The sequence below is a fragment of the Bacillus sp. AFS088145 genome (assembly GCF_002564465.1).
In the GTDB taxonomy this organism is placed as follows: Bacteria; Bacillota; Bacilli; order Bacillales; family Bacillaceae_G; genus Gottfriedia.
The window spans coordinates 184,478-203,162 of sequence record NZ_NUUX01000006.1 but is presented as its reverse complement, the minus strand read 5'-3'; the positions used below and the strand labels follow the sequence as shown (position 1 = coordinate 203,162).

Annotated in this window: 16 protein-coding genes; 3 read left to right on the top strand and 13 right to left on the bottom strand. The window is 32.2% G+C overall.

What is annotated here, in order from left to right; genetic code table 11:
- Window positions 1–23 precede the first annotated feature (23 nt).
- Window positions 24–518, top strand: a complete 495-nt coding sequence (locus COI44_RS04020) for a hypothetical protein (protein WP_098426776.1) — start codon at window positions 24–26, stop codon at window positions 516–518.
- 73 nt (window positions 519–591) lie between these two features.
- Here the strand turns inward: COI44_RS04020 and COI44_RS04015 are convergent, their stop codons facing one another.
- The 4 genes from COI44_RS04015 to COI44_RS04000 all read right to left on the bottom strand — a co-directional run bounded on the left by COI44_RS04015 (window position 592) and on the right by COI44_RS04000 (window position 5,604).
- Entirely contained in the window at window positions 592–1,707 is a 1,116-nt protein-coding gene (locus tag COI44_RS04015; RefSeq protein ID WP_098426775.1) for a GGDEF domain-containing protein, read from the bottom strand.
- A gap of 227 nt (window positions 1,708–1,934) precedes the next feature.
- A complete protein-coding gene (locus COI44_RS04010; RefSeq protein ID WP_098426774.1) occupies window positions 1,935–3,017 on the bottom strand; it encodes a Ger(x)C family spore germination protein in 1,083 nt (360 codons plus the stop codon).
- On the bottom strand, window positions 3,014–4,099 hold the full coding sequence (locus tag COI44_RS04005) for a GerAB/ArcD/ProY family transporter (protein WP_098426773.1): 1,086 nt from the start codon (window positions 4,097–4,099) through the stop codon (window positions 3,014–3,016). The genes COI44_RS04010 and COI44_RS04005 overlap by 4 nt, the downstream gene beginning before the upstream one ends.
- 17 nt (window positions 4,100–4,116) lie before the next feature.
- On the bottom strand, window positions 4,117–5,604 hold the full coding sequence (locus tag COI44_RS04000; RefSeq protein ID WP_098426772.1) for a spore germination protein: 1,488 nt from the start codon (window positions 5,602–5,604) through the stop codon (window positions 4,117–4,119).
- A 281-nt stretch (window positions 5,605–5,885) separates the two neighbouring features.
- Here COI44_RS04000 and COI44_RS03995 point away from each other — a divergent pair, with 281 nt between their 5' ends.
- Window positions 5,886–6,533, top strand: coding sequence for a GntR family transcriptional regulator (locus COI44_RS03995; protein WP_098426771.1), 648 nt, complete (start codon window positions 5,886–5,888; stop codon window positions 6,531–6,533).
- Window positions 6,534–6,956: 423 nt separating this feature from the next.
- Window positions 6,957–7,595: a GntR family transcriptional regulator gene (locus tag COI44_RS03990; RefSeq protein WP_179887006.1), complete on the top strand. Its 639-nt coding sequence runs from the start codon at window positions 6,957–6,959 to the stop codon at window positions 7,593–7,595.
- A gap of 79 nt (window positions 7,596–7,674) precedes the next feature.
- On the opposite strand, the gene COI44_RS03985 is transcribed toward COI44_RS03990, so the two are convergent.
- From COI44_RS03985 to COI44_RS03945, 9 genes are all read right to left on the bottom strand, one after another.
- Window positions 7,675–8,631 carry an ABC transporter permease gene (locus COI44_RS03985; RefSeq protein WP_098426769.1) on the bottom strand — a complete coding sequence of 319 codons (957 nt, stop codon included), beginning with the start codon at window positions 8,629–8,631 and terminating at the stop codon, window positions 7,675–7,677.
- 63 nt (window positions 8,632–8,694) lie between these two features.
- Window positions 8,695–9,591 carry an ABC transporter ATP-binding protein gene (locus tag COI44_RS03980; protein ID WP_098426768.1) on the bottom strand — a complete coding sequence of 299 codons (897 nt, stop codon included), beginning with the start codon at window positions 9,589–9,591 and terminating at the stop codon, window positions 8,695–8,697.
- 388 nt (window positions 9,592–9,979) lie between these two features.
- Window positions 9,980–10,240 carry a DUF2187 family protein gene (locus tag COI44_RS03975; RefSeq protein WP_098426767.1) on the bottom strand — a complete coding sequence of 87 codons (261 nt, stop codon included), beginning with the start codon at window positions 10,238–10,240 and terminating at the stop codon, window positions 9,980–9,982.
- Between the two features lie 449 nt (window positions 10,241–10,689).
- Entirely contained in the window at window positions 10,690–11,706 is a 1,017-nt protein-coding gene (locus tag COI44_RS03970) for a LacI family DNA-binding transcriptional regulator (RefSeq protein ID WP_098426766.1), read from the bottom strand.
- Between the two features lie 50 nt (window positions 11,707–11,756).
- Entirely contained in the window at window positions 11,757–12,800 is a 1,044-nt protein-coding gene (locus COI44_RS03965; RefSeq protein WP_098426765.1) for an ADP-ribosylglycohydrolase family protein, read from the bottom strand.
- Complete coding sequence (locus tag COI44_RS03960; RefSeq protein ID WP_098426764.1) at window positions 12,800–13,792, bottom strand: ADP-ribosylglycohydrolase family protein; 993 nt, start codon at window positions 13,790–13,792, stop codon at window positions 12,800–12,802. Before COI44_RS03960 ends, COI44_RS03965 begins: the two co-directional genes overlap by 1 nt.
- An 85-nt stretch (window positions 13,793–13,877) precedes the next feature.
- Window positions 13,878–15,980: an ADP-ribosylglycohydrolase family protein gene (locus tag COI44_RS03955; protein WP_098426763.1), complete on the bottom strand. Its 2,103-nt coding sequence runs from the start codon at window positions 15,978–15,980 to the stop codon at window positions 13,878–13,880.
- Window positions 15,981–16,013: 33 nt separating this feature from the next.
- Window positions 16,014–17,162, bottom strand: coding sequence for an ADP-ribosylglycohydrolase family protein (locus tag COI44_RS03950; protein WP_098426762.1), 1,149 nt, complete (start codon window positions 17,160–17,162; stop codon window positions 16,014–16,016).
- A 13-nt stretch (window positions 17,163–17,175) separates the two neighbouring features.
- Window positions 17,176–18,645, bottom strand: coding sequence for an extracellular solute-binding protein (locus COI44_RS03945; protein ID WP_097974085.1), 1,470 nt, complete (start codon window positions 18,643–18,645; stop codon window positions 17,176–17,178).
- Window positions 18,646–18,685 lie beyond the last annotated feature (40 nt).

Genomic DNA, 18,685 nt, shown 5'->3' with positions numbered 1-18,685 from the left:
CATTTTGGAAAGGGGAATTCAACATGCTTAACCAAGAATTTTTGATTGAATTAGAATTATATGTAAAACGCCATTTAGAAGAAGTAAAAATAGAAGAAATACATTTTAGTCAGAATGAAATGTATGCAGCTGAGCCTTTAGAAAATATAGAGATTGAAGCATTTATTAAAAACAAACTGAAACCAACATTTAAAGTGCTCTTATTTAACTTTATTGAAAAAAAACATCTCAGTGATCCACTAATCTATAAAAAGGCGGGAATTGACCGAAAACATTTTTCAAAAATTCGCTCCATTCCTAATTACCTTCCAAAGAAAAATACAATAATTGCTTTATCACTAGCACTTGAACTAGATAAAATTGAAACGAGCGATCTCTTAAGTTCTACTGGCTATACATTATCAGACAGCGATTTAACTGATTTAGTTATAAAATTTTTCTTAGAGAAAAACATTTATGATATCGATTTAGTCAACGAAGCATTGAACCATTTTCATTTAAATCCACTATTAAAATAAAGCAACAAAATAAAAAACATCTTAAATCACCTTTTTCTGAAGTGATGAATAGATGTTTTTTTATTTAATATATTTAGTAACTCACTTGATCCCTGCCATTATGCTTTGATCTGTATAATGCCTGATCAGCTTGCTTCACTAGCTTTAAGTAATCTTGTTCAGTTTCAGCAATCAATGAAGCTACACCAATACTTAATGTAACTAATTTTTTCTCTGATTGCTCATGTTCAATCTTTAATTTTTTTATATTTTTACATAATCGATTACCTATTTTAATTGCATCATTCAGATCTGAATTCAGTAACAAGATTGAGAATTCCTCTCCACCATACCGTGCAACAATGCCTGATGCGCTTGTTGTCTCTAATTGCAAACTAGTTGCTACTTTTCTTAAGCATTCATCACCTTTTGGGTGACCATATAGATCGTTATATTTTTTAAAATAGTCCACATCAATCATTAATAATGTCATTGGTATGGATGTATCATAGGATTTGGAACATCCCTTTAAAAGTTGTTTTTCAAAGTATCTACGGTTATATAGTCCGGTTAGACTATCCACATTTGCGATATTTTCCATTTTCTTTAATTTTATTTCTGTATTACGTGTTTGATAGGCTATAAAATAACTTAAAAATAATGCTGGAACAAACATTAAAATCCAAAACCCAATCGTTTGAAGTAATCTTTCTGATACAATCGAACCAATTGGTTTTAGCATCCATTTATCGATTAAATAAAAACCGATACATCTAAACAAAATGATAATAGGAGTCAAAATAAGAATTCTTTTCTTTTCATCCCATTTTTGATAATTCATATAAAAACCAAAAAATAAAACAATTAATAACAAAAGTGAATCAATTAGGTAAACATAGTTAAATCCTTTAATAAAATAAAAAGCAATAATATCGAAGAAAAACATTGTCACTAAGGTAATATTCCCAAAAAAGATTGCTGCAATTTCCATTCCAAGAGCTCTAATTTGAATATTTGTTCCATGATCTGTGAAAATCGGGAAATTTATTAATACAATTGTTAATACACTCAATAGAATCCCGATAAAAAATTCTTGAAATTTTGATTTCCCTGCAAACCTTTGTCTTGCTTCTCCCCATAAGATGGAAGACGTTAGATAAAAAAAACTAATGATGATTGTATAGGTTATGAAAATATTTTTAAAAAGCATAATCCCTCCAGGAATTACCTTAAAAGAAACTGATCTATGGATTAAATTATCTTATACTTAACTTTTCCGTAATATTATTTTAATATACTTACTCAATCGTTTGTATACATTTTTTATACAATGTTCTTAATTAAAAAAGACGTCTATCTGTCTAACAATGACCATAAGACATCCTTTTTTAGTTCCATTCAGGTTTTAATAGTTCTTCTATTCATTCAAAACATGATCTATTCAACAATTCCTGTATGAAGTATATCTAAATTAACCTTTACTTTAATTTTTGCACTCGAATACTGTTTCCTCCATTTTTTTCCATCAAATTCCCTGTTATGTGCTTCTAATTTTGAGCCGAAACCAATTGGATCAACATTATTTTTTTGAAGGAGTGAAATAAGCTCCTTTGCATTTTTTTCAATATCCCTTTCAATTGCTTTACTTATTTGTTTAATATGTTTAGGAAGTACTATTGGTTTATCACCAGTATATTCTTGAATTCTGGCATTCATTTTCATATGAATTGTAAACTCTGGTTGTCCTTTTTTGATTTTGATATCATATTTACTTTTAGATTTTATATTATCAATTGCTACATAATCTCCATCAATTTTGAACTGATGTAAGCCTTCTTTATAATTTTCTTTCAACCCTTTAAAAATGAAAGCATATTTCCAAGGAATAATTGTTATAAGTTTATCTCTTTTGAAAGTTGCAATGCCATTTAATTTAATCTTGTCATTCACTATTTTTAACACTGGTAAATACGGATCCTGCCCTACTTCAAAATATTGATAGACAAATGTTGAGAAATCGGTATAGGGAAAAGGTCCAGTCTCTGAATTGTGTACAAGCATATCGTAAAGATATAAAGCAATGTTTTCATTTTTATACTGTGGTAATGAAAGTAAATCACTTGTTTCACCATCAACAATCGCTAATTGTATGATATTCCCAACGGCCGGGTCCCGATTAAACGTATCAACAATTGGGAAAAAACCTTTTTTGGCTAAGTCTAGACTGAATGTAACAACACGCATCTGACCTGACATTAACCGATACCTCATTTGACTATCTAATCTTTCCCTTACTTTCTTTATTGTTTCTCCACTTGCAGAAGACACTTTAAATTCGATCTGTCCAGATGGTCGAAACACAGGGAAAACAACAGTCCCTTTCAGTTGTTCTGGTTTTGGAAGGTCGAAACCAGCTGCTTCAATAATATTAAGTTCATTAACATTCGCAGACGGTACAAGTGCACAGCCATTTAAAGTTAATGCAATACAAATAATAAAAAATAGAAGATATTTTTTCATTTTACTTTCCCAGACTTCATTATCATAAATAGGATTGAAAAAAGTGGTATATAAATATAAAAAATGTATAGAGAAATTCTACTTGTATAATCTGTAAATGCATTAATTTGATATCGAGTTTCAAGTAATTGACAAACGATAAAACTAATTACACTAATCAATATTAATGTATACTTTTGCTTCCATTTAAAAATTAATTTTAAGCCTCTGCTTGAGCTCCATAATAATAGAGCTAAAATTGAAATAACCTTTATTAAAAAACTGGAAATTAGTATATATTCAAATCTTTCTAAAAATGGAAAATGAATTAATTTAGCTATATAGAGTCTCGCCCAGATTACATGTTCAATTTGTTTTTCACTTAATAGTAAAAAAGTTGTAAAAGCCGATAAAGTGAAGACTAAAGTTGAAAAAACGATTCCCCATTGAGCATACTTTTGAGAAGAATTTCCATTTCGAATAAATGGAAAAACCATTAGTAATATTTCAAACCCCGCCATTGTATAGATTGATTTTTTTGCAGACAATAACAAATCTTTAAACGAATGATCAAGAATAGGTAAAATATTATCCATATGAATATATTTATGTGGCAAATGAAATAGCAAAGCCCAAAGCAATGCCGTAAAGATTCCAGATAGAAATGCAATCCCAACTACTACACGAAACCCACCTGATACAATATAGTAGCATAATAATAAAATGATACTCGATAATAGCCACGTTGATATAGACGGAAACATCCAAACTTGAACGATTTCAATATATAATCTTAGAACAGATATTGCTAAAATTAGATAATAGATTAGAATAACTAAACTTAAGATTGATCCGATAATATTACCAAAAAATTGCTTATGCGCATCAATAATATCTCCTTGTGCCTTTGTTAACATTTTATACATAAACCATACAACTGCATTAACAATAAACCCAGCAATAATTACACTAATCCATGCATCATAACCAGCATCTTGTGCGATGAGTCGTTGAAACCCTAAAACACCTACGCCTATTTGAGAGCTTGTAATAATAAAAAATAGGAGATACGGTGAAACTTGTTGTCTTCTATACGATGCCATTAATAAATCTCCCCTTTTTATTCATCGAAATCACTCGGTGGACCTGGACGTTTTATATCATTTGTTGCACGAAAAAGTGTAGCCGGTCTTAAATTAGTAGGTCTTTTTTTCTGCTTTGAAAATGGTAATCTGATCCACAAATCATTAAATGCCGTTTTCCTAAACGGATACGTTCCAATATAGGGTCTTCCTAAAGAGGTTAATCGAAGCAAGTGCGTCATTAAATAGATAAAGCCCATAAAAATCCCTAAAAGCCCAATTAGCTGAGCCATTATGATGACTGGAAACTTTATAAATCGAATCGTATTGTTAAATTTATAGATTGCAGATGTGTAGGATGCAAGTGTACCAAGTCCTACTAAGATTAATAGAATATTACTCGTAAGCTTAGCTTCTACAACAGCTTGCCCAATTACAATACCACCAACAATACCAAGCGTTTGTCCAATTTTTGATGGTAATCGAAGTCCAGCTTCCTTTACTAGCTCGATCGTAAGTTCTAAAAATAACACCTCAAAAATTGGAGGAAATGGTACAGATGCTCTAGATATGACTAATGATTCAAGTAAGCGAGGTGGAATTAGCTCATAATGATAGGTCAGAACTGCAACATAAAAAGGCGTTATAAATATCGAAAGTGCAAAACCGAATATTCTTAGTAAACGGAAAAATGTAGCAAGTTCCCAATTGACATAATAGTCTTCCATCGCGATAAAAGTCTCATCTATTAAAGCAGGAGTCAGAAGAACATTTGGAGAACCGTCAACAACAATGGCGATTTTCCCTTCAGTTAAACCTCCGACTGTACGATCAAGTCTTTCAGTTGGAATCGATTGTGGAAAAATAGAATGCGTGTTATCACCAATCATAGACGAAATAAACGAACTATCCGGAATATGATCATATTGGATATCTTTTATCCTCTGAGTAACTGTATTAATATTTTCATCATCAGCAATACCACTTATATAGATAACAGCAACACTCGTTTTTGATAGCTTCCCAACTACCAATTCCTCGACATGAAGATCAGAAATTGGTAATTTATTTCGAATTAAATTGATGTTTACATCCATATCTTCTACAAATCCAACTTGCGGACCTAAAGTAGTAGCTTCCATTATAGGAGGACCAATCGTTCTTGAAACATTATTCGATATATTTACAAGTAAACTATCAGTTTTATTCTCACCATACTGAATTGCCATATGACCTTTTAGCAATTTGCTTTTGATTTTAGAACTATCTGAAGTAATCGTAAGTTGTTGAACTGGAAGTTGAGACATCAAATCTTCAAGAGTATAATTCCTTGTCAAATATGGAAGTATTTGATCATGCATGATCTCAGACCTTATTAATGTTCGGTAAAAATAAATACTATAGTAACTATCATTCTGAAGATCACTTGAAGTTATAAATTTAATAAAATCATTTGATTTCGATAATTCATCAATCCAATTTTCTTTTGAGGAATCTTTTTTCATACCATCTTTATAAGTTCTCATACCATTCCCCTATTTTGATTTTATTTTATCATTTGAATTGGAGATGGAAATTATTCTAATAAATGGAAGAAAAATACATCGTTTAATTAATCAATAAAAAGTTGATATTTAAATTCAGATAATAATCAACCTATAAATATTAAAATCACCTATATTCCTTTATCAAAAATTGAATTATTTTTTTCTATAGCTTATCAATTGGATTTTTAATGTATACTATTAAGGATTAAATAAGAAGATCTTTTATGAAACAGTTAATACATTTATAGTAGGAGAATAAAATGGCAAAAGAGAAAACTTTAGAACAAATTGCATATGAAAAATTAAAAAGCTTGATCCTAACAGGTGAGTATCAAACCGGTATGCATTTGAAAGAAACTGCACTTGTATCTGAATTACAAATGAGTAGAACACCGATTAGAAGAGCACTTGGAAGACTTGTTTCTGAAGGGATGTTATCACACAACAACTTTCATGGAACGACTGTTACATATACTCATTTTACATTAAATGAAATTATTAATATGATTGAAATTCAATGGTGCTTTGCTGTATTTTGTGTAGAAAAATCCCAAAGGAAGCATACTCCATTTAATGTTAAAATACTTAGAGAAATTATTGCCTCTATGGAAAAGGCATATAATCAAGATGATGCCCACAATTATCACCGAGCATTGACAGAGTTTTATAAAACATTCTTACTAAATTCTCAAAACAATTTAATCATCGAAATGCTTGATCATCTATGGAAGAGATTTACTGAAGAAGCAACGTCATCTAATGTATTTAATGTTAGAAAAAATAGAATTCCACACACATTGGGCTTATATAGCTCTCTTATTGATTGTGTGGAAAAATCCGAATTTGATAAAGCAACTGACATATTAACTCAACTGAAAGAAGAAGCATTTATGGATTTAATGTTTTAAGTAAATTGAATAAAAAACATCTAAACCTTTTAAGGCTTTAGATGTTTTTTTATTGATTATCGAGAATTAACTAATAAAAATATTTTTGTATACAATTTTTATACTTAAATTAATATAACTTTAACTTATTTACTTCATAATTCTTTAAACATCCGCTTACTTCATTTATCACTTTAATTAATCTGATTAGATATTTCCCTTTATTTCCATATAATTGAAACAATTATTTTTCTATACTATTTAATCAAATTTATTGTATACTTTGTGTATAATATTAGTTCTTTCTTAGAGCTAAAAGAAGATTAGTAAAAGCTGTGGGACAATACATTAGATTTGTTCGTATAGTGAGTGGATTAATAAAAAATCCCTACCCTTGTTTAGCTACGCTTTAAAATAACACTAAAAAGTAGGATGGTGAAACACTTGCCAAATAATATAACACTAGAACAAAAAGCATATGAAGAAATCAAAAAATTTATAATACAAGGTAAATATTCTCCTGGAACATATATAACTGAAGCATCACTTGTAAATGATTTGAACATGAGTAGAACTCCTATTCGAAGGGCGCTTGTCAAATTGGAAACAACTGGTTTCGTTAAACATTTTAAAAACCAGGGCTCAATGGTACAAAATATTCAAATTACAATGATCGATATCGTTAATTTTTTAGAATATCGTTTATTTTTAGGCATTGGAAGCATTGAAAAAGCGAAAAGGAAAATGCTTGATTTCCCAATTAATGAACTGAATGAATGCATTCAGTTATTGAAAAATGCGGTAGCTAATGAAGAGCATCATTTATATTTCGATGAAGCAAATCGCTATCATAATCTTATTTTACAAACGAGCCAAAACGATTTAATGATGGAAACGATCGGAGCTTTACAAAATAAATTTGAGATTATTGCAAGTAAATATTATTCCTATAGAAGAAGTTCAGTTAAAAATCATATTAAGCAGTACGAAGAATTAACTAAATTTTTTGAAGAAAAAGAGTATGACCAAGCATTGAAACTGTATAATGAAATGATGAAAGAAAAAATACAATCATTATTTTAGAAATATGAAAAAGCCTTATTCTTCAATTTGAACAAGGCTTTTTCAATGAAATGACTATTTAAAAGAACGCCCTAACAACTTAAGCTGTTACATCTCGTTTTGAAAATACAACTAATGATAATCCTAGGAAAATAACAAAATAGACTAATAGCATGATTACTGAAAATGTCATTGTCATCCCTTCAACTGGTGGAGTACCAATGACGTACTGCATTAAGTTTGTATTGGCAAATAAGATAAACTTTGTCCAGTCAAAGAATCCAGCCAAAATAACTGTTACCGTATTTCCAACTGTTAATAGTAAAATTGAGATACCAATCGCAATTGTATTGTTCCTAAATACTGTTGAAACCATAAACGCCATCGTAGCAAGCATAAATGTTTCGATAAAGCTCATTACGTATAGCTTTGCAGAATAGACAAGTCTACTTTGCTCTTCAACATGGCCATTAACATATGCTAAGTATGAAGTATTCCCACTACCCGTACCAAAAAGTGCTAAACCTAATAGATTCGAAACTACAAATAAAATAAATAACATCGCAAAACCAAATAGAATACTAGTTAAATACTTTGACATAATGATTTTTTTTCTAGAAAATGGACGGATTAGTAATAGCTTTATCGTACCCCAGTTAAATTCACTTGCCACAATATTGGCAGAAACGATAATTGTAAATAGTCCTACTAATATAATTAAACTTGATGAAACATCCATAAAAGTCCAAACATTCGTCTTTTCATTTGGTGATATATTATGATCGATTCTGTACTCATTAATTGCAATTGATCGTTCTAAAAATTGTCTTTCTGGGTCATTTTTATCACTTATACTTTTTAATTGTTTTTTATCTTCTGCTGTTTGTACTTGTAATGTTTGCTTCCAATTCTTATCTGCATTTTGCTCTTTTTTATGTTCATTATATTTTACAAAAGAACCCATAGCTCCTACTAGTAAAATAATAAGAGCAACCATCACAATTGTACCTGGTCTTTTAATAATCTTTATCCATTCATTTTGAATCAATTTTAACATGATTTAAGTTCCTTTCTTTTTGAAATTCAGCATCAACAAACTAATGAAACTTCTAAAGAATTGTTAAACATTCGTAATTTCTAAGAAACGATCTTCCAATGTTTTTGCATTTGCCTTAAATCCATATACGCGAATGCGATTTTCGACTAATAACTCAATTACATTCGGTACATCTTCTCTCGTTAATTCAATATGTATTTCGCCATCAACTAACTGAGCATTATGTTTAGAAAGTACTTTAAGTGCAGTTTCATTATTATTCACTTCAATTGAATACGTTTGGATATCTTCAGTTGTAAGCTCTGTTACAGTCTGTACATCTATTAGCTTTCCTTGTTGAATAATACCAATTCGATCACACATCATTTCCATTTCTGCTAATAAGTGACTCGATACAATGATGGCCATCCCTTTTTTCTTCGTAAGAAGCTGCAGGTGATCCCTCATTTCACGAATTCCCGCTGGATCAAGTCCATTCGTAGGTTCATCAAGAATTAAAACCTTCGGGTCATGCAATAAGCATTGAGCTAGACCAAGACGCTGTCTCATACCAAGAGAATACGTTTTAACTTTTTGACGAATAGCTCCAGTTAAACCAACAAGCTCAACAACTTCATCAATTTTCTCTTTTGATACATTCTTATCCATTCGAGCATATTGCAATAAATTATCATAACCACTTAGAAATTTATACAATTCTGGATTCTCTACAATTGCCCCTACATTCTTAATTGCATCTTCAAAGTTGGACTTAATACTATGACCATTAATGATAACGTCACCTTCAGAAATATTCATCAAACCAACCATCATCCTGATCGTCGTCGTCTTACCAGCTCCATTTGGACCTAAGAATCCAAAAACTTCGCCTTCAAAAATATCAAAGCTTAAATCAGAAACAATCTTCTTCCCTTTTATTTCCTTTGATAAGTTCTTAATTTGTACAATTGCCTTTTTCATTTCGTCCTCCTTATTTCCAATATTTTCTATATTTCTAATTCTATTTTAACAAAACTAATTTAAGAGCAAAACGGTCTAAAGTCTGAGTTTGTTAAAAACTGGAATAAATTGTTACAAAAATATGAAAAATATTACATATTTCACTGTTTTGTAACCATTTTCAGAAATATTTAATTTTAAGTGTGTTAATTTAGAATTATAAAATATAAGGGGAATTGGTAGAGTTATCTTTAAATTGAGCGTTACCTATAATTTCAATTTCCATAATAGATCGCAAAAGATCAAATATATTTTATTCTTACTATATTAGGAATACTTTTGACCAAAAAAAAAATAGCCCTAACCCTTTAATTTGGGCTAAGGCTATTTTCTAGGAAATTAAGTTAGTTTAACTTTTTGATATTGGTGCTAAAATTTTATACTTTTTATGGCTGATTACAGTGTGATCATGTTCGTAATAATGTCCGTGGTTACGATCATTTCTCATATCCACAATCACAGAGTTTGAAAGAACTTTTGTTACAATTCCTTTTACCAAATTCGGTTTGATCTCTTTTACTTTATCCTCTTTTGGCATAAATTCGATTTCGTCACCTGGTCTTACATAATATTTATTCATTGTTATGATTGTTTTATTATTTTTGCACATATGTTTATCACCTTTTTATTTACTTTTATTTAATATTACAAAAATATCTGAATATTCAAAAGTGAACTGGATACTAGATTTCATCGTGACCGTGTACCTAAAAATGGGTGTATAAACAGTGCTAGATAACTAATGTTTTATTCTTTATGTCAGGATGCTTTATTAGTCTAGTCTCTTAGGATTATTGTTTTATTGACTTTTATTAGATAGGACTTATTTAGGAGAATTGTAGGAAATTAATACCAATCTCATTGGATTGAATGAGGTTTTTTAAATCATGTATCTTTCCTCAAAAAATTTTACTAAATCAATTACAAAACAAAAAAGACTGTAGGCATACACGATTTTCTTCGAGTTTTTCTACAGTCTTTCCCCTTATAGTTCTATGAACATGGGGATAAATCTATTACTAATTCTAATTCAAATATATCCAAGCAAAGTTTGAATCATTACCCCTTAGGCAAAAAACCTAAAGTAGATTCTCTTTTAACTAGTGCAACTTCTAGTTGATATTCTTCGGTGTCATCTGTCTCTTCTATTAAATGGATTAATTTATTAGTTGCAGTGACGCCGATTCGATAGATTGGTTGGACGATTGTACTCAGTTCAGGTTCTACCATTTCAGCTATTTTAATTCCATCGAATCCAATAATGGCAATGTCAGAAGGCACTTTGATATTCAGCATTTTTAATGCCTTTAAAGAACCAATTGCCATTAAGTCATTAGCAAGAAATATACCATCTACTTCTGGATGATCCTCAAGCAACTTTTGGGTTAATTGCTTGCCACTTTCCATCGCAAAATCCCCTTGGTATACAATTGGTTCTTGTAATGGGAAGTATTTTTGCAAAGTATCTAGATATCCACTCAGCCTGTCATTCGCAGGAATAAAAACATCAGGACCGCTAATATGAGCGATATTTTTACATCCAAGTTCATATAAATGTTCAACAGCCATTACAGCACCTTGGTAATTATCCACGCCTACTGAATTAGCTGTATGCGTATCGACTGCACGATCCACTCTAACAAATGGTATTTGTAAATTCTGTAAGCTTTTTAGAATCTCTTCATTAAATTCAAATGATGCCAACACAAAACCATCGATATATCTGCTTTGAAATTCCTTCCAAAACATAGGGTTTTTTAGATCATCATTATTTGAATTAACTAGTATTAGGCCATACCCTTTTAACTTAGCAACTTCTTCAATTGCAACAACCAATTCTGGAAAGAACGGATTTGAAATATCAGGGATAATTAAGGCAATTGTTTTCGATTTTTGTTTCGCAAGTCCTCTAGCAATCTCGTTTGGTTTATAATCAAGCTTTTTCATAACTACTTTAATTTTTTGTTCGGTTTCGGGACTAATATAACTTATTTTATTTATATATCTTGATACCGTAGCTACAGAAACACCAGCTTCTTTTGCGACATCTCGAATCGTCGCTTTCTTATTCTTCACTAGATTTTACTCCCCTAAAATGTAACATATTTTCTAAATTTATTATCTTCTTATTCTGATTCAATTAAACGTTTTACTGTATCCGTAATCGTTAAGCCCTTTAAATAAGGGACACAGAAGCCTTTAAGTGTATCAACACTATCTACCCAACTTTTCGAAATTGATTCTATTCCGTTCATTGCGCCTGCCAATGCACCAACCATTGCTGGCATACTGTCGGCTTGTTTAGGTAACATAAGTGACATCATGATACTCTTTTCAAAACTTCCTTCTGTAGCAAGAATTATAGCATAGGCAACCGCTAATGTCTCAGGAGCAATATTTCCATAGTTATAAATTGAGTTGACTAGTTGATTATTCCAAAGTGGGATCGCAGCAAATCCATCGTTATTAGTTGAATCCAAAATCGAAAATGCTTGGCTTAATTTTCTACTTAACCATGTATTCTCGGGGATCTGTTTTAAACCTGCGTCAATAACTTCCTTTGGTGAAGCTCCATCAAGAGCAATTGCAATACTAGCAGCCATAGCCTTTGCAGCATATACTCCATCTTCTGCGTTCGTAATGGATGCCATTTTTTCTGCTACAGCCGCTGCTTTTTCAGGGTTTCCATTAAACTTAATACCAATTGGTACTGCTCTAGCAACAGCTCCATCATCGAAATGATGAGGATTGTCATTTCCCGTTGCAGGTGGAATCAAACCTTTTTTAATATTTTCAATCGAAGCGCGCTCACTAATTCCGCTCCAAATTTCGCTTTCGTGATCGACGACAAGTTTTTTCCACTGTTTAAAAAATTCTTCTTCACTATATTGAGTGCTTTCAAGTAATGTAAGTGCAGAAATCATCGCAAATTCAGTATCATCAGTGCCCGAAAAGTCTAGAATACTTTCATCTATTGCATGCGTAAATGGTAACGAAAACTTATTAATTTTATATTCATCAGTCTGTTTACTAAAGTCCCAAAGGCGATTCCTTCTTCTAGTAGGTAAAACCGAGGTGCGATGGTACATTGCGGGAAATCCTAATGAATCTCCAACTGAGAGTCCTAAAAATGCTCCACAAGCTTTGCTATATAAAGTTTGGTAATTCATTAGATCCCTCTCCCAACTATGACATCTGTAAATTTTTCACTTAAATCACGAATATCGATTCCTTTAGTTTTCTTTACACATACTCCTTTAATGACATTGATTCTGCTCTTCCAGTCCTCTGGAATCACACTAGCACCGTTTAATGCGCCAGATAATGCCCCATTCATAGAAGCAATCGTATCCGAATCTCGACCAATATTTGTTCCACCTAAAACTGCTTGTTTATAATCTCCTTTGGACGCAGCAAATACACCATACGCTAAAGCCGTAGCTTCAGGTGCAACGTCAGCCCATGGATAATAGAAAATTGAAACTTTATTGTATAGTTCTTCCATTGCATCTTGAACATTGGAATATTTCATCCCTATATTTACGGCTTCACTTATTTTACGATAAGACCATGAATCTTTCGGTAATACGTCTAGGCCATTTTGAATGACCTTTTCCCAAGAATTTCCTGTCATAGCATAAGCAACACTAGCAGCAATCGCCATTCCACAATAGACACCGTCTCTGTCGTGGCTGATTCTTGCCTCAATTTCTGCTATTTTTGCAGCTTTTTCTGGATCTCCAGCAAAATAAACACCAACTGGAGCGATTCGCATTGCAACACCATCACTCCACATTTCATGATTATCCATACCAGAATAAGGAGCAACGAGACCTTTTCTTAAATTAAAAATAGCATCGACTTCACTAAAACCTCCGCCTTTAAACCCACCATTTTGATCTAATAAGTATTGGCTCCATTCATACGTCATATCTAGATAAGTTAAATTCTCACCATATTTTAGTAAAATTAGGGAAGTTAACATCGAGTATTCTGTATCATCTGTCCCAACAGGATCGTCTGAAATAAAGCCATCTACCCAATTGTATTGCTCTTTAATTCCTTCTAGTGTCATACCCTCCGTTGGCGCGCCAAGTGCGTCACCAACAGAAAGACCAATCAGACACCCGTATACTTTATCGTAAATTTCTTTCCGATTCATTCTATTCACCTCGTTAGATTAATCAAAAATGTGATTGACGGTATAATAAAAGGTAGCTAAACGCTACCTTTCATAAACTTCATCCTTATAATTCCTTCACAGAAAAATAAGATATAATTGATTCTCCTTGTTCTATCATTGCAAATCCGACCATTCCTCGATTAAATCGATCGTGCTCATATGAGAGTACTTCATCACTATTAATAGAAAAGCGGATTTCATTATCTTTGCATTTCAATTCAAACTGATATTCTTCATCATGTTTCCATTCAAAAGGGACAGAGTGTATACGTTCAATTCCAAAATCGTTCGCAATGAGTGAAACTTGATTTTTCCCATCAAAACCTACTTGGTAATGACGTTCTACTCCAGATGCTCTAAATAGTAGATTGTGAGAGTCACCTTTCTTTGGGATAATGGATGCATTAATGACTACATCTTTTGAATAATAGTTTCCTGTAAATGCTGCACAGTCTGTTAAACTACTAACCTTCATTTTCCCGTTTTCAAGAGTCCACTCTCCTCTATGATGAGAAAATGGAGTTACACTTAGAAATTCAATTGCTTGCTTAGAAAAATCGATTGAATAGCATGACTTACCAAAAATCCTGAATTCATCAACATATAATTTTCCAAAAGCTCTTTTTGTTAGTTCTGAAGGACTTTCAATTATAAAGCCTACTTCATCAATTAAATCACCATCTGTATCTGGCACGATAAATTCGATCGAATTCCATTCACCATTTGTAAGTGTAATAGAATTCAGTTTTACAGTTTCTTTTGAATAAGTATTCCGAATATAAGGTGTTAAAATAAAGTCTTCACCTTGAATTTTATCTGAATAGATTTTTAAAGAGACGCTTTGTCCACTATAAATTTGAGGGGCAAACGTTGGTTTATATTTTTCATCATTAAATTCTTCTCTTCGGTAGAAAGGCTTATAGAAAACTTTACTACTTTCACCTTTTACCATTCTGTCGATAAAGATTTCAAGTGATCCTTTCCTTTGATACCCATGCTCAGAATTGTGCTTTAAGAAAGTTTTAAAAGGAAAGTCCGTTCGCAATCCATGTGTTGAACCTGGTAACGTGAAATCAAAATAAATTTCTTCTTCTCGAAAACTATCTATTAAATCTATAGGTGGCTCTTGATTTACCATCTTGTATCCTAAGATTGCTAGTGATTTAGAGAATGTAGGAATATCTAAAATATTTAAATAACCAGAAACACTTGAAGTGGCGATAAAATCATTAATTGGTTTTCTATAACGATCAGCTATTCCGCTAATTCCAGTGAAAACACCTAAAATTGTTCCAACGTTTCCAGCATTACAGTCTGTATCCCAACCGCACATTGTTGCAATTTCAATTGTTCTTGCAAAGTCGCCATTTCCATAAAGTAAAGAAAGGACACATACTCCTGCGTTTGGTATAATATGACAAACTCCTGGGTATTTATCATATCCCCATTCGTCTTCAAGATATTGACGGCAAAGGCGGAAGTCGTTCGGTACCTGCTTATGAAAGTCAAGAACTGCTCTAACAACTAAAGCATAAGTAGATTCTTCTGGTATTTCTTTTAAGCCGGCTTCAATAATCTCTTTGATTGATTTTGCAGAGAACGCCTGAGCAATACATGCAGCAATAAATCTCGCCCCAAACAATCCATTTTTATCATGCGATACGCTTGCTGCAATCTCAGCATAATCAGCTGCTTTTTTTGGATTATTAGGTAACAATAACCCCCAGCTATCAACGAATATTTGCCCACCAATTTGCTCTGCAAGGACAATCCCATTCACTTCAGAAGAACCAGATTTTGGCGCAGAAATGCCTTTTTTCAGATTATTATAGGCAGTATGTTCTGTGCTAATACCCTCTCCGCCCCACCAAAACATTCCGATTCCTTCACGTGTATAGTTGAGCCATGCACGGCCTACGTCTTCTGGAGTTAATTCACGATCTTTCGCGTCATCATATAATGCACGAAGGAAAAATACCGGTCCATTTGCATCATCATCTGCTGAGAAAGTTTTATAATCTTTTAAATATCCATTTATATCACCATAAACGTCCTGAATTATTTCTGGTGTCCACTCAGTAGGTTCTACAGGGGCACCAAGTCGGATTCCAGCATTCATTCCTAAAAATCCAGCGTATACCTTCTCTAAATAATCATTCGAAATCATTTCATTCACTCCACTTCCAGGTTACACTTTTGCTCACAGTAATCTTTTTCTTTGTTCATTTAGATTTAAATCTTGTAAAATAATCTCTTTTGCAATGTCAGCAAATGTATCTGATAATTCGGTTAGATTCATTTTATTTTTCGATTCTAAAAGTTGAATATCTTCTTGATGAATAACCGCAGATCCATATTTTGCTCCAAGAATTACGCCAATCATAACGCCAATGGAATCTGTATCACGTCCCGAATTTATACCATCGTAAATAGATTTATAGAATTCACCATTATTTAAAACGATAAATGCCAACGCCATAGGTAGCTCTTCAATTGAAAACAGTCTACTCGGTGTATAATGATTTGATGGAATGCCAACTTTCTCAATTTTTCGATGTACATCATCTTTCATTGGTGAAAACTTAGCAATGACGTTTTGGAAAGTTTCAATGACTTGATCCATTTCTGCATGCTCTGCTCTAAGCTTTCTTGCCGCTTCAGTCATTTCAATAATCGCTTGTTTTGTACCGTCTTTTGCAAATAAAATAGCAGTTTCAACTATTTTTTCAATGCTTACATTTTCTTCAAAAGCTTTCGCCACACATGCAGCTAAAACTCCTGCCGCTTCAAGCCCGTAACTGCTTTGATGGCCCATCGCAAATAAAATGGCTTCATCATAGGCTGCTTTCGGATTGCCTGCATTAACAACTCCAATTGGGGCAATATACATAGCTGCTCCACAATTGATCATATTTCCAATACCAGCTTCTCTAGGTTCACAATTAGCCAAAACATGTCGCATAAATATATATTTTTCAGGATAAAACAGACGATCAATAATTAATGCTTCGCGACCAAATTCAGGAATATATGTCTTCTTAAAAGCAATCTCTTTCACGAATTCATTTCCTACATCATAAGCATCAAGATGTCTTTTTTCTTTTAAATAAACATTAATTAAGGCTGCGGTCATCAAGGTATCGTCTGTTACGATACCTTGTCCACGCATTTTACCAAGTGTTACTTCATATGGAGCATCTTCTTTATACCAACTTGTATTCAATGACTCTACTCGTCTATATTTCTCTTTTATTTCTTCATAGGTTAACTTTTCAATAGGTGCCCCAAGTGCATCACCTAAGGCTGTTGAAAGAATAACACCTCTTACACGATCCTGAAACGAAACCATACTTTAGAACTCCTTACTTTATTTTGTCATTTGCATATTTAGTAAGCTCATCTCCGCCAGCTTTTTTCCATTCTTTCACAAACTTGTCGAAATCACTTACTGGGCGTTTTCCTGTAATAATATCAGTAGCGTACTCTTTATAAAGATTTTCCATCGCATCCCAATTTGCTACGAATTTCTCCGGCAAAATAAAACTATTATCTTCCGTATAAGATTGTTTAACTAATTCTTGTGATTTTAAAGCCGGTTCGCTTAAAAGAGGTGTTTTTAATGGTTGCTCTGTTTTAAATTCTGTTGGTTCCCAATATCTAGCAAACCATTCACTATAATATTTATCTGTTAAAGCAATTTGACCGTTTTCAATTTTATATTCTTCATTTTCAAATCCAAGTCGATCTAACATTTGACCTTTTGGACTTGCTAAGTAATCTAAAACTTTAAACACTAAATCTTTATGTTTTGATTGAGAAGAAATCGCATAACCACGAGATTCTTTCGTTACATCTGTCTCACCGAAACCTTGGTAAACTCCTTTAGCAGCTGGAAGAACGACTAACTCAGCTTGCTTACCGTTTACTTGAGTCATTTTACTATTGTAAAGATCGATAACTTTACCATTTGTTCCTGTAATAATTGCAGCTTCCCCATCATAGAAAGCTTTTTCTTTTGTATCCCATTGTTTTGTTAAGTATTGAGGATCTAAGATTCCATCTTTATAAAGCTTGCTATAGTAAGCTAATAACTCTTTTTCATTATTTGATACTTTTGAGTAAACATATGTTCCATCACTATTTTTTAACCATGTTTGATTCATTCCGAATGCCATTTTAAACATAGAATCTAATTCTGAAATATCTCCTGCTGCTGTTAAGCCATAAGCAGGTTTGTTAGCCCCTCCTGGATGTGTAGAAACTAATTCTTTTAAAAACTTATAATAATTATCTGTTGTTGGATTTGCCATTAATTCTTGAGAGCTAGCCATCTTATCAAACCAGTCTTTTCGAATAACAGGTGTCTTTTTATCAAGTGGTTTAATCCATAATAAGTAAGGATAATTTTTTAATCTTTCTTGGTTATAAGGTTGAAGTAAATTTTTAATATACTTAGACTTATCAATATATGGAGTTAACTTTTCTAAAAGTTGTTGTTGTGAAATCTGCTGATCTCCACCTTGGAAATAAATTAAATCTGGAATATCTCCACCTGTTAATAATAGATTTAATTTTTCAGCATAATCCCCTTGTGGAACTTCTACTAGTTTAAATTTTACGTTAAGGTTTTCATCCCTTTTTAAGGCTTTTTCTAATTCATTGTAATATTTTACTGAAGCAGGATTTGATGGTGAATCATCTTTTGCAACCACACGGATAATTGTTTTTCCATCGGCTGTTTTGTCATTTGCATTCGTTGCTTTATCATTCGAACAAGCAGCTGATGTAAATACTAATAATGCACTAAAAATCAACATAAGTAATTTCTTCATTGGTTTTTTTACCCCCTGATTTAATGTGTGTTATTTTTAA

What these genes read in the sequence shown, in the direction of transcription:
- COI44_RS04020 (WP_098426776.1), top strand. Translation starts at nt 24, where the DNA reads ATGCTTAACCAAGAATTTTTGATTGAATTAGAATTATATGTAAAACGC.
- COI44_RS04015 (WP_098426775.1), bottom strand. Translation starts at nt 1,707, where the DNA reads ATGCTTTTTAAAAATATTTTCATAACCTATACAATCATCATTAGTTTT.
- COI44_RS04010 (WP_098426774.1), bottom strand. Translation starts at nt 3,017, where the DNA reads ATGAAAAAATATCTTCTATTTTTTATTATTTGTATTGCATTAACTTTA.
- COI44_RS04005 (WP_098426773.1), bottom strand. Translation starts at nt 4,099, where the DNA reads ATGGCATCGTATAGAAGACAACAAGTTTCACCGTATCTCCTATTTTTT.
- COI44_RS04000 (WP_098426772.1), bottom strand. Translation starts at nt 5,604, where the DNA reads ATGAGAACTTATAAAGATGGTATGAAAAAAGATTCCTCAAAAGAAAAT.
- COI44_RS03995 (WP_098426771.1), top strand. Translation starts at nt 5,886, where the DNA reads ATGGCAAAAGAGAAAACTTTAGAACAAATTGCATATGAAAAATTAAAA.
- COI44_RS03985 (WP_098426769.1), bottom strand. Translation starts at nt 8,631, where the DNA reads ATGTTAAAATTGATTCAAAATGAATGGATAAAGATTATTAAAAGACCA.
- COI44_RS03980 (WP_098426768.1), bottom strand. Translation starts at nt 9,591, where the DNA reads ATGAAAAAGGCAATTGTACAAATTAAGAACTTATCAAAGGAAATAAAA.
- COI44_RS03975 (WP_098426767.1), bottom strand. Translation starts at nt 10,240, where the DNA reads ATGTGCAAAAATAATAAAACAATCATAACAATGAATAAATATTATGTA.
- COI44_RS03965 (WP_098426765.1), bottom strand. Translation starts at nt 12,800, where the DNA reads ATGAATTACCAAACTTTATATAGCAAAGCTTGTGGAGCATTTTTAGGA.
- COI44_RS03960 (WP_098426764.1), bottom strand. Translation starts at nt 13,792, where the DNA reads ATGAATCGGAAAGAAATTTACGATAAAGTATACGGGTGTCTGATTGGT.
- COI44_RS03955 (WP_098426763.1), bottom strand. Translation starts at nt 15,980, where the DNA reads ATGATTTCGAATGATTATTTAGAGAAGGTATACGCTGGATTTTTAGGA.
- COI44_RS03950 (WP_098426762.1), bottom strand. Translation starts at nt 17,162, where the DNA reads ATGGTTTCGTTTCAGGATCGTGTAAGAGGTGTTATTCTTTCAACAGCC.
- COI44_RS03945 (WP_097974085.1), bottom strand. Translation starts at nt 18,645, where the DNA reads ATGAAGAAATTACTTATGTTGATTTTTAGTGCATTATTAGTATTTACA.